The 21,053-nt window shown below is 56.1% G+C and carries 25 protein-coding genes; 11 read left to right on the top strand and 14 right to left on the bottom strand.

All coding sequences use genetic code 11. The features are described 5' to 3' along the window. Nucleotide 1 precedes the first annotated feature (1 nt). Together M5G18_RS00585 and M5G18_RS00580 are read right to left on the bottom strand one after the other, a co-directional pair. Nucleotides 2-907, bottom strand: a complete 906-nt coding sequence (locus M5G18_RS00585) for an alpha/beta fold hydrolase (RefSeq protein WP_273896767.1) — start codon at nt 905-907, stop codon at nt 2-4. 106 nt (nt 908-1,013) lie between these two features. Continuing rightward, complete coding sequence (locus M5G18_RS00580; protein WP_273896766.1) at nt 1,014-1,643, bottom strand: TetR/AcrR family transcriptional regulator; 630 nt, start codon at nt 1,641-1,643, stop codon at nt 1,014-1,016. Between the two features lie 112 nt (nt 1,644-1,755). On the opposite strand from M5G18_RS00580, the gene M5G18_RS00575 reads away from it, so the two are divergent. Continuing rightward, the gene (locus M5G18_RS00575) at nt 1,756-2,412 is read left to right on the top strand and encodes an O-methyltransferase (RefSeq protein ID WP_273896765.1); all 657 of its coding nucleotides are present in this window, start codon (nt 1,756-1,758) and stop codon (nt 2,410-2,412) included. 52 nt (nt 2,413-2,464) lie between these two features. On the opposite strand, the gene M5G18_RS00570 is transcribed toward M5G18_RS00575, so the two are convergent. Both M5G18_RS00570 and M5G18_RS00565 read right to left on the bottom strand, forming a co-directional pair. Further along, entirely contained in the window at nt 2,465-2,908 is a 444-nt protein-coding gene (locus M5G18_RS00570; RefSeq protein WP_273896764.1) for a hypothetical protein, read from the bottom strand. Between the two features lie 28 nt (nt 2,909-2,936). Then, a complete protein-coding gene (locus M5G18_RS00565) occupies nt 2,937-3,305 on the bottom strand; it encodes an antibiotic biosynthesis monooxygenase family protein (protein WP_273896763.1) in 369 nt (122 codons plus the stop codon). A 98-nt stretch (nt 3,306-3,403) separates the two neighbouring features. Here M5G18_RS00565 and M5G18_RS00560 point away from each other — a divergent pair, with 98 nt between their 5' ends. The 5 genes from M5G18_RS00560 (at nt 3,404) to M5G18_RS00540 (ending at nt 6,478) form a co-directional block, all read left to right on the top strand. Next, a complete protein-coding gene (locus tag M5G18_RS00560) occupies nt 3,404-3,868 on the top strand; it encodes a MarR family winged helix-turn-helix transcriptional regulator (RefSeq protein WP_273896762.1) in 465 nt (154 codons plus the stop codon). A 150-nt stretch (nt 3,869-4,018) separates the two neighbouring features. Then, nucleotides 4,019-4,738 carry an SDR family NAD(P)-dependent oxidoreductase gene (locus M5G18_RS00555; protein ID WP_273896761.1) on the top strand — a complete coding sequence of 240 codons (720 nt, stop codon included), beginning with the start codon at nt 4,019-4,021 and terminating at the stop codon, nt 4,736-4,738. A 76-nt stretch (nt 4,739-4,814) separates the two neighbouring features. Next, nucleotides 4,815-5,270: a GNAT family N-acetyltransferase gene (locus tag M5G18_RS00550; RefSeq protein WP_273896943.1), complete on the top strand. Its 456-nt coding sequence runs from the start codon at nt 4,815-4,817 to the stop codon at nt 5,268-5,270. Nucleotides 5,271-5,297: 27 nt separating this feature from the next. After that, nucleotides 5,298-5,495 carry a hypothetical protein gene (locus M5G18_RS00545; protein WP_273896760.1) on the top strand — a complete coding sequence of 66 codons (198 nt, stop codon included), beginning with the start codon at nt 5,298-5,300 and terminating at the stop codon, nt 5,493-5,495. A 485-nt stretch (nt 5,496-5,980) separates the two neighbouring features. After that, a complete protein-coding gene (locus M5G18_RS00540) occupies nt 5,981-6,478 on the top strand; it encodes a hypothetical protein (protein WP_273896759.1) in 498 nt (165 codons plus the stop codon). 115 nt (nt 6,479-6,593) lie between these two features. Here M5G18_RS00540 and yfcF read toward each other — a convergent pair whose 3' ends face one another. The 3 genes from yfcF to M5G18_RS00525 form a co-directional block, all read right to left on the bottom strand. Then, nucleotides 6,594-7,226, bottom strand: coding sequence for a glutathione transferase (gene yfcF, locus M5G18_RS00535; RefSeq protein ID WP_273896758.1), 633 nt, complete (start codon nt 7,224-7,226; stop codon nt 6,594-6,596). 138 nt (nt 7,227-7,364) lie between these two features. Beyond that, a complete protein-coding gene (locus tag M5G18_RS00530) occupies nt 7,365-7,766 on the bottom strand; it encodes a GFA family protein (protein ID WP_273896757.1) in 402 nt (133 codons plus the stop codon). A gap of 73 nt (nt 7,767-7,839) precedes the next feature. Beyond that, nucleotides 7,840-8,316: a c-type cytochrome gene (locus M5G18_RS00525; RefSeq protein WP_420793301.1), complete on the bottom strand. Its 477-nt coding sequence runs from the start codon at nt 8,314-8,316 to the stop codon at nt 7,840-7,842. Between the two features lie 362 nt (nt 8,317-8,678). On the opposite strand from M5G18_RS00525, the gene M5G18_RS00520 reads away from it, so the two are divergent. From M5G18_RS00520 to M5G18_RS00500, 5 genes are all read left to right on the top strand, one after another. After that, on the top strand, nt 8,679-10,289 hold the full coding sequence (locus M5G18_RS00520) for a mechanosensitive ion channel family protein (protein WP_273896756.1): 1,611 nt from the start codon (nt 8,679-8,681) through the stop codon (nt 10,287-10,289). A 25-nt stretch (nt 10,290-10,314) separates the two neighbouring features. Continuing rightward, nucleotides 10,315-12,006, top strand: a complete 1,692-nt coding sequence (gene aspT / locus M5G18_RS00515) for an aspartate-alanine antiporter (protein ID WP_273896755.1) — start codon at nt 10,315-10,317, stop codon at nt 12,004-12,006. 185 nt (nt 12,007-12,191) lie between these two features. Continuing rightward, on the top strand, nt 12,192-13,175 hold the full coding sequence (locus M5G18_RS00510) for a DUF1852 domain-containing protein (protein WP_273896754.1): 984 nt from the start codon (nt 12,192-12,194) through the stop codon (nt 13,173-13,175). 27 nt (nt 13,176-13,202) lie between these two features. Beyond that, nucleotides 13,203-14,231 carry a methionine synthase gene (locus M5G18_RS00505; protein ID WP_192564754.1) on the top strand — a complete coding sequence of 343 codons (1,029 nt, stop codon included), beginning with the start codon at nt 13,203-13,205 and terminating at the stop codon, nt 14,229-14,231. A 103-nt stretch (nt 14,232-14,334) separates the two neighbouring features. Next, a complete protein-coding gene (locus M5G18_RS00500) occupies nt 14,335-14,844 on the top strand; it encodes a flavin reductase family protein (protein ID WP_273896753.1) in 510 nt (169 codons plus the stop codon). A 46-nt stretch (nt 14,845-14,890) separates the two neighbouring features. On the opposite strand, the gene M5G18_RS00495 is transcribed toward M5G18_RS00500, so the two are convergent. From M5G18_RS00495 to M5G18_RS00465, 7 genes are all read right to left on the bottom strand, one after another. Continuing rightward, entirely contained in the window at nt 14,891-15,406 is a 516-nt protein-coding gene (locus M5G18_RS00495; RefSeq protein ID WP_273896752.1) for a hypothetical protein, read from the bottom strand. Between the two features lie 64 nt (nt 15,407-15,470). Beyond that, nucleotides 15,471-16,760, bottom strand: a complete 1,290-nt coding sequence (locus tag M5G18_RS00490; protein WP_273896750.1) for an OmpP1/FadL family transporter — start codon at nt 16,758-16,760, stop codon at nt 15,471-15,473. 237 nt (nt 16,761-16,997) lie between these two features. Beyond that, nucleotides 16,998-17,753: an SMI1/KNR4 family protein gene (locus tag M5G18_RS00485; RefSeq protein WP_273896748.1), complete on the bottom strand. Its 756-nt coding sequence runs from the start codon at nt 17,751-17,753 to the stop codon at nt 16,998-17,000. A gap of 231 nt (nt 17,754-17,984) precedes the next feature. Then, nucleotides 17,985-18,344 carry a DUF6124 family protein gene (locus M5G18_RS00480; RefSeq protein ID WP_085690572.1) on the bottom strand — a complete coding sequence of 120 codons (360 nt, stop codon included), beginning with the start codon at nt 18,342-18,344 and terminating at the stop codon, nt 17,985-17,987. Nucleotides 18,345-18,700: 356 nt separating this feature from the next. After that, nucleotides 18,701-19,057: a DUF7079 family protein gene (locus M5G18_RS00475; RefSeq protein ID WP_273896744.1), complete on the bottom strand. Its 357-nt coding sequence runs from the start codon at nt 19,055-19,057 to the stop codon at nt 18,701-18,703. A 222-nt stretch (nt 19,058-19,279) separates the two neighbouring features. After that, nucleotides 19,280-19,498: a hypothetical protein gene (locus M5G18_RS00470; RefSeq protein ID WP_011333849.1), complete on the bottom strand. Its 219-nt coding sequence runs from the start codon at nt 19,496-19,498 to the stop codon at nt 19,280-19,282. A 234-nt stretch (nt 19,499-19,732) separates the two neighbouring features. Next, nucleotides 19,733-21,049 carry an RES family NAD+ phosphorylase gene (locus M5G18_RS00465; protein ID WP_273896742.1) on the bottom strand — a complete coding sequence of 439 codons (1,317 nt, stop codon included), beginning with the start codon at nt 21,047-21,049 and terminating at the stop codon, nt 19,733-19,735. Nucleotides 21,050-21,053 lie beyond the last annotated feature (4 nt).

Genomic DNA, 21,053 nt, shown 5'->3' with positions numbered 1-21,053 from the left:
GTCACGGTGCGATAAACCCGCGAATCGCTTTGGTGGTCTCCGCCGGCGCCTCTTCCATCAACCAATGCCCCGCGCCGGCGATCACCACTTCGGTGACGTTGTCGGCGGCATTGCGCATCACGATGGCTTCGTTGTTGCCGAAGGACTTCTCACCGCCGACCGCCAACACCGGCATTTTCAGCTTGGTCTTCATCGATGCTTCGTTGTCCACCGCGTCCTGGCGAATCGCGCGGAACTGGGCGAACGCTGCGTGCATGGCGCCGGGCCGGGCGTAGAGTCTGGCGTAGTGCTGGCGGGTGGCTTCGTCGACTTTTTTCGGGTCGCCGGCGAACTCGTTCCAGAAGCGGTCGAGGTAGATGCGCTCACGCCCGGCTACCAGCCGTTCTGCATCCGGCCCGCCAAAGTCGAAGTGCCAAAGCATCGGCGAGCGGACGATCTCGTTCCACGGTGGGATCCCCGGAACGGGCGCGTCCATCACCACCAGGCGATCGGTCTGCTGCGGATACCGCGAGGCGTAGGCGAAGGCGACCATGGTGCCGATGTCGTGGCCGACCACTACCGAATGCTCGATGCCCAGCGAAGCCAGCACCGCGCGAATATCACCGGCCTGGGTCTTCTTGTCGTAACCATCGGCCGGGATTGACGACAGGCCCATGCCCCGCAAATCCGGCACCACCACGGTGTGATCCTTCGCCAGATCCGCCGCCAGCGGCGCCCACATATCACCGGTGTCGCCAAAGCCATGCAACAGCACCACCGCCGGGCCTTTGCCGCCGATGCGCGTGTGGATTTTCGCGCCGTCCACGGCGATCTCCTGCGTGCGGAACGAGGCGGGGAAGGGCGTCACGTCGGCATGGGCCGGAACACTCAGGAGCAGCAGGGAAGCAGTGAGCAGGGCGCGGATCATGGCGTTCACTCCAGAGGGGGTGGCTGGAGCGTAGACGGCTTTACTCGACATCGAGGGAAGGGGACGAAATGCCTGACGGGCAACCAGGCAGGGCGCGCCGTCTTCATCAGGCGTCGAGCGCCACCACGTAAGCGCTGAACATGTCTGCCATCCCCTCGGCGCGATCTGTGATTTGCGCATCGGTGCGCGGGCTGAGTGAGAAATCCTTCCCCACCGAGCTGAGCGTCGCCAGGATCAGATCGCAGGCCTGCGTGCGAACGGCTTCGCTGGCCCCGGGCAGCAACTCCACCATGAACGTCGCAAAGATCCGATGGCCCGCCACCCGCACTTCATGGGCCTCCGGCGCATCGCGATACAGCGGCGCCGCATCACTCAACGCGCCGCGCATCTGCGCCTCCTCGCACTCCGAACGAATGAACGCATGCACCAGCGTGCGCAGGCGTTCCAGCGGCGGCTCGTCATGATTTTCCAGAATCCGCTGGAGCATTCCGGTGGTCTGCAACCACTCATCACTCTGCAAACGAAACAGAATCGCCGCTTTGTTCGGGAAGTACTGATACAGCGAGCCGACACTCACGCCAGCCTTCTCCGCAACCCGCGCCGTGGTGAAACGCGCCGCGCCTTCCTTGGCCAAAACCTGAATAGCCGCCTGCAGAATCGCCGCCACCAGCTCGGCGGAGCGCGCCTGCTGCGGCTGTTTGCGTGAGGAAATACGGGCGGTCTGGCGATCGGTCATGGGCAGCTCGGGCGTCGGGGCGGAATGCGAATAGCGAACAGGGCCATTCGCTCGCATCATTTAAATGCGACGAATCATTCGCATATTAGCGCTCAACCCACGGAAAACCATCATGACAACCCTGACCACCGAACCGCTGGCGACCCTCATCGAACGTCTGTACACCCAGGCCAGCGCCGCCACCAGCCCGGCGCTGAACAACGTATCCGGCGAAGAGCGCGAACGCCTGATGCACAGCAAAACCGAATACCGCGAGCTCTACGCCATGCTCAAAGACCTGTGGCTGCCCGTCTCCCGCGACACCGGCAAACTGCTGTACATGCTGGCCCGCAGCACCCGCGCCAAAGCTATCGTCGAATTCGGCACCTCGTTTGGTCTGTCGACCCTGCACCTGGCGGCTGCGCTGCGGGACAACGGTGGCGGTGTGCTGATCGGCAGCGAGTTTGAACCGTCGAAGATTGAACTGGCTCGGCATCATTTTGTTGAGGGCGGGGTGAGTGATTTGATTGAGATTCGGGAGGGGGATGCGCTTGTCACCTTGGCTCGCGACCTGCCTTCGACTGTGGATTTGCTTCTGCTCGATGGTGCAAAAGCGCTGTATGGCGACGTGCTGAAACGGGTGGAGAAACACCTGCGACCGGGTGCGCTGGTGGTGGCGGATAACACCGATTATTGCCCGGAATATCTGGCGCATGTGCGCTCGCCGGGGAATGGTTACGTGAGCGTGCCGTTTGCGGATGATATTGAGGTGTCGATGCGGTTGGGGTGATTGCGCTGGCTGCCGGGGGGGGGCGGCAGCCAGCGCGTTACCGGTAGCCGCCTCAGGCCTTCTGCAACCTGCCGCTTAGACGCAAACCATCGCACGCGTTCAGCCCCATCAACGCAAGATTGGTTGCTCCGGCGATGAGCTCGATGATCTGCACGATGTAAAAACGCGTGTCGAAACTTCCCTTGGACGCCCACAGGTTGAGCGCAATTGCGCAAGGCACCAGGATCAACAGGCCGTTGGCGGAAATGAAAGGCATGCGTTTTTTCTTCGAGTTCACCAGCCGGCCTTGCCGTGATCGACTCAGCAACATTCCGCTTGCCCCGGCGAGAGCCATCGCCGGGACCAGCACCCAAAGTCCGGGACTCACGATCAACTGTTTGAGCAGCGCGATCGAATGTGGGGTGCCCAGCGTTTCGACAAGAATGGTCGATAAAAAGAACGTGGTGATGCACAGCAATGCCAGGAGGCTTGCTGCGAGGTGGAGTCGTTTTAGCATGTTTCGAATACCGTCAGTCAGTCATTGCTCAAGCCGTGCAGATGTTTGGCACGGCTACTTTGGTGAACAGATGCGGCATGGCCAGGGTGCTTGAAGGGTAACGGTTTAGAGCGTTGGCGAAGTCCGGATGATTGAAGGCTTCGCGGAAGCGCTCGACCGACTCCCAAACGGCGTAGTTGAAGAACATATTGCTTCCACCGATGGCTTGATGGAGTTGCGTGGAAATGAAACCGGCACGCTGTTTCATCCAGTTGGCATCCAGCTCCCATGCGCATAGAAGGTCAGGTACATCGGCCTCGTCGACGGTAAAAAGGTTGACCAGTACCACCGGAGACTTGGTGCACTGGAGTTGTTGAGTGATAGGTACGACTGGGTCCAGCGGGCGAATGGAAAGCATGACGATCTCCAAAATGTAAACATAATGACAATATGGTGCCGGGGCTTGAAACTCTAGGTTAATTGACAACATGGTGTCAATGTGGAAAGGTTCGAGCCATGAAAAAACCAAACCACACCCCCGCTGGACGCGCGATGACTGATCTGGTCCTTGAGCTCTTTCGAGCCAGTACGCGCATGATTACGGCTGGCGATCGCCTCGTCGCAGACATTGGCCTGACAAGCGCTCGCTGGCAGCTTCTTGGGACCATTGTCTCTGCTGATCGGGCGCAGCCGGTCTCATGGATTGCCCGCGACATGGGCGCGAATCGGCAAAACGTTCAGCGGATCGTCAACGATCTTGTGAAGGATGGATTGCTGGAATTTCAACCGAACCCTCACCATCGCAGGGCGCAGTTGGTTGTGCTGACTGACGCTGGAAAAGAAACATTCGATCTGGCAATGAAGCTGCAAGCGCCCTGGATCAACGAGCTTTCCGAAGGTCTGGACGTCGATGCTATTCAGACCACCCACCAGGTTCTGAACCAGCTGCGCAACAAGCTGGAGGAAGACCAGAAGGACTGACCTTTAAATGGGGACTGATTTATTTTCAGATTCGCTGCCCGGGTCTTCCGGCAGTCAGCGAATATCTGGAAACAACCTCTCGATTGCCAAGCCCTGATTCGCCTGCTTGCATGCCAGTCCCATGTCAGCAGGCATTCAAGGAGACAATCAATGAAAACCATGGTGGTCGGTGCAAGCAAAGGGTTGGGCAGAGCCTTCATCGATGGATTAGGCGAACCTGGGGACACGCTGATCGGCGTCTCCCGGATGCGCCCCGACAACCTGACACCCAGGGCGGGCGTCGAGGTGAGCTGGGTAGAGGCCAATCTCGGCGAACCGGCCAAAGCAGCGCAGGTCATCGAACAGGCTGTTGCTGATGGCGGCCTGGATACGCTGATTTACAACCTCGGCATCTGGGAAGAGTTTGCCTTCGACCCGGCCTATGACTTCCTGTCCGACCAGGACGAGCAAGTGGAAGCCATCGTCACCTGCAACATCACCTCGACCATTCTGTTGATCAAACGCCTGCTACCGCTGCTGCTAAACAGCGCCAACCCAAGAATCATATTGACCGGCTCAACCTCAGGTCTGCCGCAAAGCGGGCGCCCCGAAGTCACTTTCGGCGCTTCAAAATTCGCGCTGCACGGCATCGCCGACGCACTGCGTGAAGGTTACCGTCAGCAACGGTTGGGTGTGACCTGCCTGAACCTGGGCTACCTGAATACCGAAGACTCACTGCACACGCCAAGAGCCATTGCCGAGCAGCGTGGCGAAGGCCATTTCATTCCTGTGCATGACGTGGTGCAGGTGGTACGCATGATCTTGAGCCTGTCTTCCGCCAGTTTTGTCAGGGACATCACCCTGCCGGCGATACTGGATGAGCGTTTCTGAAGACTTGCCACTTTTTTGGAGCAATAAAGCCGAATCCTTCTACGATCAAGTGATCACGCGCAAGGAGCGGCCCTTGATGGATTACCTGATTCGAAACGCTACGAATGCAGATGCGCCAGCGATCAGTCGAACGATCCTCAGCGCTTTGCGCGAATCCAACGTTCAGGACTACTCCGCCGAAATCATCGAGCAAGTCGCGCAAAGCTTTTCTCCCCCGGCGATCCTTCATCTGTTGGCTGAGCGTCAAGTCCTGGTGGCTACAGCCGGCAGTCATATCGTTGCAACCGCGAGCCTGGATCACGACATTGTCCGAAGCGTGTTTGTCGACTCGCGTTATCAAGGAAAGGGTGTCGGAAGACATCTGATGGACAGGCTTCAATCACTTGCCATCAATGCAGGTCTGAACCGGCTGCGTGTGCCTTCTTCAATCACTGCAGAAGGCTTCTATGCTTCGCTTGGGTTTGAAAAGGTACGAGACGAGTTTCACGGGGCGGAGCGCACGGTCATCATGGCGAAGACATTGGAGCTGTAGCGCCCCAGAGCGGCACGAGGGAAAAGAATGGATTACATCCTCGATATCTTGCTCAACCGGCTGGCTCATCGAATCGGCGTTTACGTGCTTGGCTTGCTAAGTGGCGGTCGATTCAAGGGTGAAAGTGGTTTTGCCTGGGGCTGGGCGGTCGCCGTCGGTGGGCTGGTGTTGTTCGCACCGTTCGTGGCATTTATCGCTTTGCTCATCCAGTCTCGCAGCGGATAAAAGCCACTGCTCATGGGTCGCCGCGTACGCTTTGCGCCGTCATCGTCAGACGTGGGGCAGATCTATCATCACGCTTCGGATTCATAGATCTGCCCCTCGTTTTTTTAAAACAAAAACGCCCAAGGGTTTGGCACGTCCTGGATGATTAGGACGGCTTAATGCATTGGGCGGGATGTAGGTGACGGAAAAAAGGATACGACTTGAGGGCGAGCCCTGAAAGCCGGCGCTTTCTGGCGAATTTGTAGGCACTTGCGTAAGGGTCTGTAGGCTTGTGTAGGGAGTGTCAGGACTATTTTCCTGTTCAGGATTAATAGGTCGATCTCCATTTTTTCTGATCTGTTGCTGACGACTCCCGATACGCCGCGAGGATACGCCTGCTTCAGAACGGACCTTCGAGGCATTCTTCGATTTGATCCGCCATCTATTCGACAGGATTCGTCTATCGTCTAAAAAATCATCACAGGGTCAAGATCAGGGAGCTGATCATGAATCGTCAGGAAGACCTGAACATCATCTGGAAGCGGATATTCTGGATTTTCATCGCCCTGTTGGTGCTGGCGATCATCGTCACCTACAGTCTGCCCGACTACAAAGTGCCCTTTATCGTTTGTATCGCCGGGAACATCGGGGGCTACGTTGGGTTTCACAGACGACTGTCGATACTCACTGATCCGGAAATCGAAAACCTCTCCAGATCATGGTTCGCTTTGATACTGCCTTCATTCATTGGCGGGATTTTGGCGGGGCTCCTGTATCTTTTGTTCCTTTCCGGCGTTATCAAGGGCGATCTGTTTCCGGTGATCGTTCCAGACGACGATCCGCAGTGTTTGAAGCAAATCTTCAACGATATTTTTTGCCAGCATGCGGAAGGGTATGCGGCCTATGCCAAGTTGCTGTTCTGGTCATTTGTGGCGGGTTTCAATCAAGACTATGTCGTTGACCTGATCGAGAACATAAAAGGCTCCGACAAAAAGGCGGGCTGAACAAGAGGGGGCTGTTGCACGGCTTCATTTAAGTGGGGACAGATCTATTTTCAGATTTGCTGCCGGGCGCTCCCGGCAGCTAGTGGACAATGGGGATTCAAAAAAATGGGTGCCGTTACAGTCGAGGTCGTTGCAGCTTGACCCACTCTTGTACGGTCGGGCGCTGCCATTGGCGTTGAGCGTAATCCTCCAGTTGAGCCGGCACCGTGTCCCCGTTGAGTATCAATCGGTTCAGCATCAAGGCGAGATCAACATCGGCGATCGACCATTCACCAAAAAGGTAGTCTGGACTATCGGTAAGCAGCCATTGAGCGACCTCAACCAACTTTTGCCTGGCAGCCTCAGCCGACGCTGACAATGGTCCGTATTTCTGACCATAGAACACGACAAGGGTAGAGCGCTCCTGTCGAATCGGGAGCAAATCACTGCGCAGCCACGCCTGAACTTGCCTCGCTACCGCGCGCTTCTGTGGATGCTGTGGGTAAACAGCTGTCTGGGGGAATACATCTTCCAGGTATTCCGTGATCGCCGATGATTCCGACAACGCAAAGTCGCCCTGCACGAGGGTAGGCACTCTCTGAGTCAGCGAAAGACGGGCGTAATCGCTGGCCTGGTTCTCCAGTTTGTCCAGGTCCAGGGTTCTCATTTCGAACTCGATTCCCTTTTCTCGAAGGGCCACAAAGCACGACATTGCGTAGGGACTGGTGAATTGAGCATCGACGTAAAGGCGCAGGCTTGAGTCATTCATAGCGTCATCTCCATATGCAGAATGGACGACGCTAAAAGATTGGGCGCTTTAAATAAAATTCATGTTTTTTATGGGGGCATTCCTGTCAGGAATGCAGTACGGCGGCGGGCAAAAAAAAGGGAAGTATCTATTCTTGCCTCATTGCGACTGTGGCCACTGATCCTGAATCTCATACCAGCACGCTTTGGACGCGACCTCGATATGGCGTTGTTTTTCAGCCGTAAAAGCAGTGTCCAAAGTCCCCAGTGCAATGGAAACCCAGTCGGCATGATCGCCATTGCTTTTCGACCAGAACAACGACGAGCCGCATTGGCTGCAAAACTGCCGAAGCACTGATTCAGAAGAGCGGTAAGCCGTCATGTGCTCCGCACCCTGGATGAGGTGCAAATCCTTGCGCGGCACGCTGCCATAACTGGCAAACGCAGCCCCATGGCTTTTGCGGCACTGACTGCAATGGCAATGCGAAAGCGCTTTGGGGCGCGAGGTGATTTCGTATTTGACGGCGCGGCAGAGACAACTGCCTTGGAACGTGTCGGTCATAGTGGATGCAACCTGATCGTGAAAATGAGGCAGACCTTTTATCCCGTTACCGGATAACTGATCTGCCTCATTTTCATTTGTTCGTATGGGAAATCACACCGCTCATATATTGGTGCAAGTCGCGAAAGTCGTTAACGCTCCACGCGTGTGGCGGGATCTTCACGCCATTCTCTCGCAGGGTCTTTGGAATCAAATCCCCGTTGGGGCGAAGTATTACCGAGGACACGATAACCCCCGGGTAGTCATTGAGTCGCTTCTTGAACGCGGCTGTTGTCAGGTCAGGTGTGGGCGGATTGTTTTTCCTGGCCAACGGCCCGGTGCCCTTGATGTCGGCTCCGTGGCATACGGCGCATCGCTGTGAATAGAGGGCTTTTCCATTGGCAGTATCCGCGAGGGATATGGCTGATTGGGTGAGTGCGAAGAACCCTAGCAAGGCTATGAGTAGTGTTTTGGCTCTCAGGCACCTCTGCCGCACACCGAGTGGAGCCGCGATGATTCGACCCCGCGTGGACACGCCTGCACACGATGTCCCTGTCGTGTAAATCCGCACTTTATTCCTCCATGAATGCACGTCTATTTCGAGGCCGGCACGATATCCCATACCTGCGTGGGTCGCACTTTTTCATGCAAAAAGTGCGACAGATCAATTATCAGGCGAGTTGCGCGCTTACTTTTCCTGATTTTCGCGGGGCTGCGTACCGACCCTCATTCAACGAGGAAACAAGAACGTCACGGAGGCACGAAAACCCCAGCCCTGGGGCCCGTCGCCCGATCGATCCAGCCAATACCTCGGGCGGTTGGCGAGTACGCCGCGGGTCATTCGAACCGAGCAAATCTGACAAGTAATGGGCCCTGAACTAGGCTGCGATCTGAACGCTCAGTCCTCACACCCATGGCGGAAGGAACCCGGATATGCGAAGCAGGTTGCTCGCCGTCCTGTTGGTCATTTGCGGTCTGTGCTGGTCTGCACTGTCATTGGCCGTGGACGAACCCAGGGCGGCTGATGATTTCGTCGAGCTGAAACTCGCCAATCGCAGCATCATGGTGTTCCGCGCCACGTTACTGGGCGAGGCACCGGCTTCGCGGGTGAAACGCGCCAGAACCGTCATCAGCGAAGCACTGGATGAGTCGGATGCTCCGACGGTGACTGTCGAGCCTCTTCAGGAAGACTACCTGGTGCTATTGGGCAACCGGCGTGCATTTATCGTCGCCCCCAAGGACGTTGACGAACTCGAATACAGCTCTGTGCAGCAGGCTGCCCAAGGCGCGGCGGACAAGCTGCGACTTGTTGTGGCGGAAACCCGCGAAGCGCGCAGCTTGCACTTGATGTTGCGCTCGGCCGGTCTGGCAGCCGTCGCGACGGGCATCTACCTGGCATTGCTGTGGAGCATCGCCTGGCTTCGGCGCCGGTTGCTCCGACGCTTGCCCGATCTGATGCATCGGCACACCCGCGCGCTGAAAGTGGGGCAGGTGCAGGTCATTGATGCCAACTACCTTTATCCGCTGGTGATACGACTGTTCTGGCTGCTGCGCTGGCTGGTCATTCTGTTGCTGACGTATGAGTGGCTGGGCTTTGTCCTTTCCCGCTTTCCTTACACCCGGCCGTGGGGTGAAAGCCTCAACAACTACCTGATCGAAGTCGCCAGCTATCTGCTGCAAGCGATTGTCGGAGCGATCCCCGGTCTGGGTGTGGCCCTGGCGATCTTTTTCATTGCCCGTGGCGCCTCGGCCTTCAGTCGCCGGGTGCTCCGGCGCATGGCGACGCCGGGCACCTTCAGCTGGCTGAACCATGAAACCTTGCAACCGACCCAGCGCCTCACTTCACTGGCGATCTGGCTGTTTGCACTGGCGATGGCTTACCCGTATCTGCCGGGGGCGGGCACCGACGCGTTCAAGGGTTTGTCGGTGTTGATCGGCCTGATGATTTCGCTGGGCGCCACCAGCGTGGTGGGGCAGGCGGCTGCCGGACTGATCCTGACGTACACCCGCACCTTGCGTCCCGGCGAGTTCGTGCGCATCGGCGAATACGAAGGAACCGTGACCGAACTGGGCATGTTCACCACCAGCATCCGCACGGGGCTGGGTGAAGTGCTGACCCTGCCCAATTCGATGATTACCGGCACCGTCACCAAAAACTATTCGCGCACCGTGCAAGGGGCGGGTTATGTGGTCGATACGGTCGTGACCATCGGCTACGACACCCCGTGGCGTCAGGTGGAAGCGATGTTGCTGGAGGCGGCCCGGCGCACGCCCGGTGTCCTGCAGGAGCCACCGGCGCAGGTGTTCCAGACCGCACTGTCCGATTTCTACCCCGAGTATCGTCTGGTGGCCCAGGCCATTCCCAGTTTGCCGCGACCGCGCGCGGAGCTGCTGAGCATGCTGCACGCGAACATTCAGGATGTGTTCAACGAGTACGGCGTGCAGATCATGTCGCCGCATTATCTGGGCGATCCCGAGCAAGAAAAACGAGTGCCCAAAGACAACTGGTTCGCGGCTCCGGCCAAAGAACCGAAAGATACTTGAGCGGCGTTGAGCGGGAGTCCGTCAGATGCTCGAATTTTTCCTTAACGCCCTGCGCACCGATCCCGAGATCGCTGTGTTTCTGGCCATTGCCTCTGGTGTGTTCATCGGTCGCCTGCACATTGGCAGCTTCCACCTCGGCTCTGTGGCAGGCGCATTGTTGATGGGCTTGCTGATCGGGCAGATCGGCGTGGAAGTCCCGGCGGGGTTGAAGTCGATCTTCTTCGTGCTGTTCATTTACGCCGTCGGGTTCAAGAGCGGGCCGGAGTTTTTCGGCAGCCTCAACCGAGGCACGCTGAAACTGGTGGTGCTTTCCGTGGTGCTGTGTGCCACGGCATTGGGCTCGATCCTGTTGATGAACGCGATCTACGGTTTCGACGCCGGCTTCACCGCCGGGCTCGGCGCCGGCGCGTTGACCGACACCGCGATCATGGGCACCGCCACCAGCGCGCTCAACCAACTGCCGATCGACAGCGCCGCCAAGGCCACGCTCAACAGCCACATGGCCATTGCGTATGCGATCACCTACCTGTTCGGCACCATTGGCCTGATTGTCTTCGTCGGCAGCATTGCGCCACGGTTGCTCGGGGTCGACCTCAAGGCCTCGGCACGGGAGCTGGAACTGGAGCTGGGGATCGAGAAAGACGAGGACGCGATCACCGTTTCCTACACACGCATTGTCGTGCGCGCCCATCAGGTTGCAGCGGTCGGCCAGGCCTGCGGACAGTCCATCGCCGATCTTGAAAAGCTGCATGACGCCCTCAGCATCGAGCGCGTGGTGAGGGGCGGGCGGATCATCGAGCGCGATGAAAGCTTCGTGCTCATGGAGGGCGATATCGTCGGGGTGTATGCGTTGCGTGAGGCGGTCGGCACGCTCAGCCACTGGATCGGCCCGGAAATCGATCATCCGCAGTCGTTGTCGTTTCCAACCCGCGAGGCGGACATCGTCCTGACCTCGAAAGAATTCGCCGGCAAGACCCTGCACGAAGCCCGGGCTCAACTGAAAAATACTCAGAGGCTGGGCTGTTTTCTCAACACCATCAGCCGGCAAGGCTATGAGTTGCCGCTGCTGCCCAATACCGTCCTGCGCCGAGGCGACGTGATCCGCGTGACGGGGCGCACCGCCAGCGTCGAAGCGTTGGCGCAGCGCCTGGGGCGGATTCGCAAGCAGGGTTATAAAAGCGACATTGCGATGCACACCCTGGGCATGGTTCTGGGGGCATTGTTGGGGCTGCTGTCCACGCACATCGGCATGATTCCCGTGGAGTTGGGCATCGGCGGTGGGGTGCTGGTAGTGGCGTTGGCGATCGGTTGGTACAACTCACGTCACCCGGAAGTCGGTGCGCTGCCACCTGCTGCGCAATGGGCGTTTTCCGAATTCGGCCTGACAGCCTTCGGCGCGGTCATCGGTTTGCTGGCGGGGCCTGCGGCCTTTGAGGCGATGAAGGAACAAGGCGTGTCACTGCTGATTTCCGGAGCGGTGGTGACCATTCTGCCGCCTCTGGTGGCGCTGTATTTCGGTCGCTACATACTGCGTCTGCACCCGATGGTGCTGTTCGGCGGTCTGGCGGGCGCGCAGACCGAAGCCGCGTCGATGAACAAGATCATCGAGCAGTCCGGCAGCAATACACCGGTGATCGGCTTCACGGTTTGTTATGCGGTATCCAACGTGCTGTTGGCTGTTTGTGGGCCCATTATCATCTTTGCGGTCGGGGGTTAGATTGTTCCTGGATTGCATCGTGAACAGGGCTAACGATTCAGTGAAATCAATTCATTTTCAGTCAGTCAATGGCCCGGCCTAGAATGCACCTTAATTAAAGGCTGCCAAGTAAAACCAGAAAGAAAATTGAAAAGCATCAATCAATGGACTCAGGTTTTATTTCAAGGACCAAGGTGCTGGACTGTATGAACAAAGATTTTGAGTTTGCTATCAAGCGCATTCGTTTCGACGAACATTATCACCCCTCTGAAAATACCCGCATTACCACGAATTTCGCCAACCTGGCTCGGGGTGAGAGTCGTCGGGAGAACTTGCGCAACACCTTGAAGATGATTGACAACCGCTTCAATGCTCTGGCGCATTGGGATAATCCTCAAGGTGATCGATATGGCGTTGAACTTGAAATCATTTCCGTTGAAATGAACGTTGATGCGCAACGCAGCGGTCATTCAATTCCCCTGATTGAGGTGCTGAAGACCAGTGTTGTTGATCGAAAGACCAACGAGCGCTTCGAAGGAGTCGTAGGGAATAACTTTTCTTCCTATGTCCGGGATTATGATTTCAGCGTTGTGTTGCTGGGGCATAACAAGGGGCAGGCCGGATTCAGCACGCCAGCCGATTTTGGCGATCTGCACGGAAAGCTGTTCAAGTGCTTCCTGAATTCAAGCGCTTACAGAGAAAATTTCAGCAAGCTGCCAGTGATATGCCTGAGCGTTTCCAGCAGCCGAACCTACCATCGAACTGAAAACCAGCATCCGGTGTTGGGTGTTGAATACCAGCAGGATGAATACTCTTTGACGGATGAGTACTTCAGCAAAATGGGGCTGAAAGTTCGCTACTTCATGCCGTCGAACAGCGTAGCGCCTTTGGCTTTTTATTTTTCCGGCGACTTGCTGGCGGATTACACCAATCTTGAACTGATCAGCACCATCAGCACGATGGACACTTTTCAGAAGATCTACCGGCCCGAGATCTACAATGCGAACTCTGCCGCAGGGAAGTCCTATCAGCCAAGCTTGAAGCACGAAGATTATTCACTTACCCGAATTGTTTATGACCGAGAGGAACGTAGCCGACTGGCTATTGAACAAGGAAAGTTCGTCGAAGAGCACTTCATCAAACCCTACCAGGCTGTTCTTGAACAGTGGTCGGCCAACTACGCTCTTTGACTCATCAAAAATACAAGGCAAATCGTTATGAAAAAACTGTTACCCACTTCGACTGCTGGCAGCTTGCCTAAACCTTCCTGGCTTGCGCAGCCTGAAACACTTTGGTCGCCCTGGAAATTGCAGGATGAGGAATTGGTCGAAGGCAAACAGGATGCTTTGCGGTTATCGCTGCAAGAACAACAACGGGCAGGCATCGATATCGTCAGTGATGGCGAGCAGACCCGCCAGCATTTCGTCACGACCTTTATTGAACACCTCGACGGCGTCGACTTCGAAAAGCGTGAAACCGTCAGGATTCGAGATCGCTACGATGCGAGCGTGCCGACGGTCGTGGGGGCGGTTGCTCGCAAAAAACCGGTATTCGTTGAAGATGCAAAATTCTTGCGTCAGCAAACAGACCAACCCATCAAATGGGCTCTGCCGGGCCCAATGACCATGATCGATACGCTCTACGACAGTCACTATAAAAGCCGCGAAAAACTGGCCTGGGAATTCGCCACGATTCTCAACCAGGAAGCCAGGGAACTGGAGGCGGCCGGTGTCGACATCATTCAGTTTGATGAGCCAGCCTTTAACGTGTTCTTCGATGAAGTGAACGAGTGGGGCGTCGCCACGCTGGAACGGGCCATTGAAGGGCTTAAATGCGAAACGGCCGTGCACATCTGCTATGGCTACGGCATCAAGGCCAATACCGACTGGAAAAAGACTCTGGGCTCGGAGTGGCGCCAATACGAAGAAGCGTTCCCCAAGCTGCAAAAGTCCAGCATCGATATCGTCTCGCTGGAATGCCACAACTCTCATGTCCCGATGGATCTGATCGAACTCATTCGCGGGAAGAAAGTGATGGTGGGTGCCATTGATGTGGCGTCCCATACCATCGAGACCCCGGAGGAAGTCGCCAATACCCTGCGCAAGGCACTGCAGTTTGTCGATGCCGACAAGCTCTATCCGTGCACCAACTGCGGGATGGCTCCATTACCTCGCCAAGTAGCGAGAGGCAAGCTGAGTGCCCTGAGTGCAGGCGCAGAAATCGTTCGCAGAGAACTCTCGAACTAATGCCGGGCTGAAGGAGGGGTTGAAGCGGTAGATCGGGAAACCATCCAACGGCTTCACGCCCTCCCTGGTACTTGCGAGTTGCACCCAACATTCAGGATTTTGTATGTCATTCCCCAGTAATGCTATCGAGCCATTGAGCTTTCGCGAAGCGCTCGGGCACTACGCATCAGGCATCACGGTGATTACATCCCATATCGATGGCGAACCGGTCGGCTTCACTTGTCAGTCGTTCTACAGCGTGTCGATGAGCCCGCCGCTGGTGTCATTCAGCGTCATGTCCAGCTCAGCCAGCTATCCCAGGATTCGCCAGGCAGGCCGGTTCGCGGTCAATATCCTTTCCGGTGAGCAAGTGGGGATTTCCAATCAGTTCGCGCGCAAAGGCACGGACAAGTGGCAAGGCGTCGAATGGCAGGCATCGCCGCTGGGTAATCCCGTTATCGCCGGCAGCCTGCACTGGCTGGATTGCGAAATCCACGCCGAACACGCCGCCGGTGATCACCTGATCGTGATTGGTGAAGTGAAAGCGTTAAACCTGCAAGAAGCGGTTGCTAGCCAGCCACTGCTGTATTTCAAAGGGCAGTACTGCAACATCGCCGCCCATGGCGTGGTTTGAGTTTTTACGGTTGCTGCTTTTCTTTTAAGCAACCGGAGGCCGCGGCTCAGATTCTCTCGGAGGGTGGAAGCGGCCCCACGAACATCACCTTCAGCCGATCACGTCCAATGACACGCGCCAGCTCTGCGATCACGCAATACATGAATATCAGCGTGATGAGCAGGATTTGCACCGCCCAGAACCGGGGCCAGTTCATCGAAGACCACAGCAGGTTGTTCGCATCCATGAGGCTCGGGGCTTCCTTCCAGTAGTCGTATAACCGCTCCAGATAATGGACGATCAGCGCGACCAGGTTATACATGAGCGTTTTCCAGGTGACATTCCAGATCAGCGGCTTATCGGGAAAACGGTTGATGAAGGGCAGCATGTCCGCGACCAATACCGACTTTCCGAGTATGAGCGACGCGATCAGAACAGAGGCTGAAACCGGAAGATCGACCCCCGACCCTTTGATCATGAGCGAACGAATCAAAGCAACGATATGCAAGATCACGAAAAAGAAGATCGTGGGTGGAAGCGCCTTCATGAACTCATGTTTGATTTTGTTTATCACCGGGCTCATATCGGCGTCCTTTGGAAGTCAGGAAATCGGTTAGCCGAGACAAAAGTGCTTCGGCATTGAAGGCTCAAAAACGCCACGTCGCGCCGCCACCGAGGATGTGCAGCGCGGCGTTTCGGTAGGTGCCGGACAGAGTTTCGCCGGAGCGGGACTTGGTCTGCTCGACGTCCATATCGCCGAGCCAGACAAGGGTGTAGGCCGCATGGACATCCAGCCCCTCATCGATCTGGTAATTGACGCCTGTCGCCACACGCCAGGCCTCGCCCATGGGGTTGTCGACAGTGCGATCCTTGTCATCCACCGCCGAGCTGTCATACCCCAGCCCCATGCTCCAGCGCAGGCGTGGCGTCATCTGGTATTGCGCGCCCATCGAAGCGTGCCAGGTGTCCTTGTATTTGCGGTCGGCGGTGCGGGTGACGTCGGCCGCATTGGCGTCGACCCCCACGCCGATTTCGCCGAACTGGCTCCAGTCCTGCCAACCGAGACTGCCCAGCAGTTTCCATTGCGGACTCAGGTCGTGGGCGATGCTGAGCAGAACGGTTTGCGGTACCGACATGTCCAGTTCCAGCGAGTCGACGTCCAGACGCCGCAGCGCGGCGTTGATGATCGGGTTGTCGACCTTGCGCACGCTCGGGCTGTCCTTGAACTCCAGATCGATCTTGCTCGTGTAGGCCAGGCCGATCTGCGTGCGTTCGCTCAAGCGATAAAGCAGGCCGAGGTTGATGCCGGCGCCGACGTCGGTGTCCTTATATTCGAGCTGGCCGTCGGGACTGTCGCGCAATCCGAGCAGGTTGTTGTTGATCGCTGTTTCATTCCGGTAATAGGCGTACATGATGCGCGGGCCGATGCCGATCGACAGGTCATCGGTGAACTTGTGCGCCAGTGTCGGCTGAAAGGACACGCCAATGACGGCGGCCTCCTGATTGAAATATCGACCTGCCCAATCGTCGTCGTAATCCAGGGCCAGCCCAAAGTTGCCATACATGCCAAAACCGACGGCCGAGCGTTCATCGATCTGGTGGCTGACGAAGAAACTGGCACCCGGCAGATACTGCAAGGCATTGCCGCCCTCATTGCCATCGAACTGGTTGTTGCTGTCGCGGGAGAAGCGGATGTCACCCAGAATCAACTGCCCGTTGGCGCTGATTTGTGTGCCTTTGAGTTCGGTGAGCCCGGCGGGGTTGCTCATCAATACACTGGGATCGGTCGCCAGGGCAGCGGCCCCGGCATTGGCCAGGCCATTACCTTCCTGGCCTGCTTCATAGATAAGAATGCCGCCGGCCTGAGCATTGCTGCTCAGCAAGCCCACGGCCAGGACAGAAACACTGAGTCGGCAAGCGTATCGGCTTACGGTCATGGCGCGTCCTCTGCGAAATCATCAACACATTGAATGTCTGAACTGCGACTACCGGTTTCTTCGCGGTTGTCTTGAAGTCAGATAAACACTAGTAGTGATTGGAGGTTCCGGCAGAGAAACGACGAGTGGTGACTTTCAAGTGGCGATTTTGTGAAGTCAGTAGGGTTCAAGAATTCTTCCTGAACGCCACGCCCGCCTGGAAATGGGGACTGACTTATTCGAGTCCCCATTTAAGCGTCAAGCCGATTGCGCCCCGAACAGAACGGGAACCGCGTCCAGAAAATGAAACATCTCAGGCGTCTTGGTGTTCAAGCTTCGCGAGCCATCATCCTCCTCCTCGATCATGAAGTTACCGCTTTCGAGTTGATCGACCAGCCACTCCATAAACGCGGCAACGGAGGTGGCCACGACGTATTTGTCGTCTTCGTCACTGCCAAAGTTGATGACCTGACCCACGGTGCCAAGCGCTCCCGGGTCCAGATCGACTCCGAGATGGTTACCACCGTAGTCGTAGGCGAAGGGAATCCAATATTTGCTGGCGTACAGTTTCTGGACAGCATCGGGAGTTGCTGAAGTGCAGAAGGCACTCGCCTCGGTCATTTCTTCGGGCGACCATCCATCGATAATGCTTTTCCAGGACTCCCAATTGTCCCTGGCTTTTGCCAGCGACAGAAATTCAAGACCATAGAAGGGACCCGAATTCGCAGCGCCGCGTTGCCCGTCACGCCACTTGTAGAGTTGCTTCAAACTCTCCGGGAAAGGCTTGCCTACAATGCTTTCGAACTCGGCGATTGCAGCGTCCGAACATCCCGGAGCCAGATCCTCGAGTGTTTCAGGGATGTTGGCTTCCAACCATTTTTCAAGTCGTTCCGTCACTGCTTTCATTGAAGCTTTCCCAGCATGAAAAGCCTGCACGCTAACGTAGGTTGGGGATTTGTGAAAGGTGTGATGAAGGTTGAGCCAGAGCGGCTTACGGCAATCGATCTTGCCCATCGGTTTGACTTGTCTTTGCTGGCATCGCTGCGCCGTGTCGCAAACCTCGGCCATCTTTTCACTTAAACGCAAACAGCCCGGGCCGACGCCCTTCGTAGTTAACGAGGGTGTCGGCCCGGGCTGTTTTGCATTCCATTACCTCTTGAGTCGCGCTTTTTCCTGCAGCAGCGGGAGACTCAACAAATCGCGCTATAGAAGCCGCCGCTAACGGCTCCTACAGCCATCGCCGGGTTACGCGACCTCGACGTGATCCAGCGCCTGATTCACCGCCAGCTCGGCAATCATCACCACCTGCGCAATACCGATCGCCGTCTTGCGATGCGACGGATCGAGCGTGGCTGCGAAATTGCTGAGCATCTCACTGGCCGCTCCCAGATTTTCGCTGGCGTTGGCCAGCAAGCATTCGGTGTTGTACTTCGGATTGGCCAGGTACATCCGCTCGGGCTCGTTCAAGGACGACATGATCCCGGCGGCGGGGAAGAGGTAGTGATCCAGCGCGCGCTCGGCGGCGTCGTGGAGTTTTTTGGAGTTTGGGGATTCGTAGGGGGAGGTGGGGTCGGTTTCGGGAGGGTTGGGTGTTGGTTTGATCATGGTGAAACTCCTTGTGTCGTCATCAGGAGCCATCACCCACTCGCTACCAAACGTTGGGTGGTGGCCATACGCAGGTTGGTAGACCGGGACACAAGGAGACCGGCGCGCCCGAAGACGCCCTGTGCATGGCCACCATAAAACCGGGGCGATTGACCGCCGCGATGGTGTGCTCTGCATCTTGTGTTTGTCTCGGGCTACCAAACCCCATCACTGTTTTTCAGTGACCGGGAAACGATAAGACCCGCGTCGTAGACGCACAAGCCGGCGGATTCTGGCGTAGTCGTAGGCAATGACGCAAGGCGTTGTAGCCTTGGGGAAGTTACGGCGGGTTGCTTTAAACGGACCTGTTTAAGCGCTCAAAGCCTGGAGGAAATCTCCTTCCAGATGTAGCCGTAGTTGTATTGCAGCCAGCGAACCAACGCCTTATCAAGCTGCCTGCGAAACCAACTGTTCTCCCTCGCAGCTAGCCTTTCCTCGATCATTACCCTGAGCGAGTCTGGATCAAAGCCAGTCCATACCGGAGGCACAGCAGCCACAAGGTTGGTGAAGCACACCGGCGCGACCTCTGAATAAAGGATTTCGTAGAGAACGTCAGGAGCGATGCCCCTGACCTCCGCCGCCACATAATCGTATTCGACCGGAAAATCGTTGAAAGGCCAGGAGAGTGCAGCTCTGACGTCGGTCAGCTGAGGCTCAGTCAGAAGATGTCCCAAAACCAAAACTCCTTTAGTTCGCCACTCAGTGGATGAGGACAAGGGACGGGGATATTTCTTGAAAGATAGTACTGGGCTTTATTGGCAGAAAGGGAACGGCGGGACTTTCAGGATTTCGGAAAGTGCGGGATTTATGCGAGCCATTCGCGGTGGGCGAGAGCGCTTGGCTCGGAACCAAGCGCTCAGGGTAGGGCGGGGCACTTACGGCTCCACCCTGATGTTTCAGTTCTTGCTGGCGTTCAGCTTGCGCAGTTCTTCGTAGGTCGCCGACTGGACGAACCAGAAGCCGGAAATGATGCACCAGCACAGGGTGCCGGCCACGAATATACCCAGCGCCGGCAAGAACCCGCTGGTGAAAATCGCGACGATAGCGACCAGCCAGATGAATGCCAGGGAGAGATAGAGGACGGTGTTGTTGACGCTGATGACGAAGTCTTTCACGGGGCATATTCCTTGCGGGATGTGGATAATTCCCCCTCTCCGGGGGGCGGACGCATGCTATCACAGTGCCTTCACTGGTCTGAGAAGTGAGCTCTTCGTCTGAAAATAAAGCCGTCTCCTCTTTTCGTTGCGAGTGTCCGCTATCGGCCACATAGCGGTCATTGCAGACAGACACCTCGGTGGCCTGAAATCACTTCCAAGCCAAACACCTATCTAAAAGCGGATTAGATTCAATTAGTTACGCAGATAAACGCTGTGTTCATCAGTGCGGTAACTGACGCCGGTAACTTCATGGATGGCAAGAGATTCACGATTGAGTCGAAGGGCGGGAAGTAAAGTTTGGAAAGGTTGGTTCAAGTCTTCCTGTGGAGGCAACGACTCATGAAGGCATGGACTAATCCAAGAACTGTCCGATTCGTCATCAAACTCCCAGAGCTCAAAGTGCGAACTACCCTTCTCGCTTTCAGCAGAGAAGCAGACCGAGGCGGCCTTTGTGAACAATATTATGTTACAACCTGTCGGACCGTCTGTATCTGTCTGGCTAGATGAAAAAACCAGTCCGTCAATATTGAGCTTGGGGTGAGTGGCAAGAAAGTCCGCTATGGCTTGCGTGATCAAATACCCTTCATCTGCAGCCTCTGGCATTATTGGCATAGTTAATTTACCTTCCAGTAGCTTAAGAAATCGGTACCGAGCATCAAGTTCACGAGTCGCGGGATCAAACAGGCTGAGATTCGGAGGTGGCTCAACCTCTGACAGTTCCCTTAGATCAAGTAGCCTTAGATCTCTTGTTAATGTGAAGGAACATGTTGCGACGAAGCTCCCTACGGGAGGGCGCACCTCAGAGATGGCAGTGTGTTTGTGAGTGGCACCATAGAAAACGGGAATTCCTTTCGCGTTCATTCTGCCTGCCGTTGCTAATTTACTTGGAGGAGGACCGAGTGCGCGCTCCGGGTGGCTGAGCTCAATCTTCATTCTCTGAGCAGACTGAAAAACGCGTGCTCTAAATAACGTATTGATTAATTGGTCAGGGCCAGCCGTGATAATCGCTGCTGTTGTTATATTGTTAAACAATGGGGAAAAAATTTTCTCTAGCGTTCCAGCCACAAATGGGTTAACCAGTCGAGCAGAACTTCTAAGACTCTGATCTAGATCGTACCATTCGCGATTGAGTTGTACTGGGAGACTAGAGCTTCTGATAAAGTGCGGATCCTCACCGAAGCGGTGCTCATGCGAACTCCAGTCGAACCACCCATCTGAAACCAATTCCGCAAGTTCTTTTGCCGGCTCAGGCAGGATAAAATTTTGAAATATTTCGTCAATGATCTCGCCATCTGGAGGGTAGTCATAAACCACCACTGCCGCACTTAAGCTACTACATTCGTAGTAATCTTCTAGCATCTTTTCGAAGAGTGGAGCCAGTTCGTCGAGTTCAAGCGTAGTTGAACGAAGCTCGCAGAAGTCGCATTCGCTTTGTGACTCCCCCATTTTATGAATCAAGTCTTTCAGGTATGTATCAGTTACACACAAGGAGCAAACTCTAGAGCTCATACGC

Source organism: Pseudomonas aphyarum (genome assembly GCF_028657055.1).
GTDB classification, from domain to species: domain Bacteria; phylum Pseudomonadota; class Gammaproteobacteria; order Pseudomonadales; family Pseudomonadaceae; genus Aquipseudomonas; species Aquipseudomonas aphyarum.
Note: the sequence above shows the minus strand (reverse complement) of the source record. Positions and strands in the feature narration are given on the sequence as shown.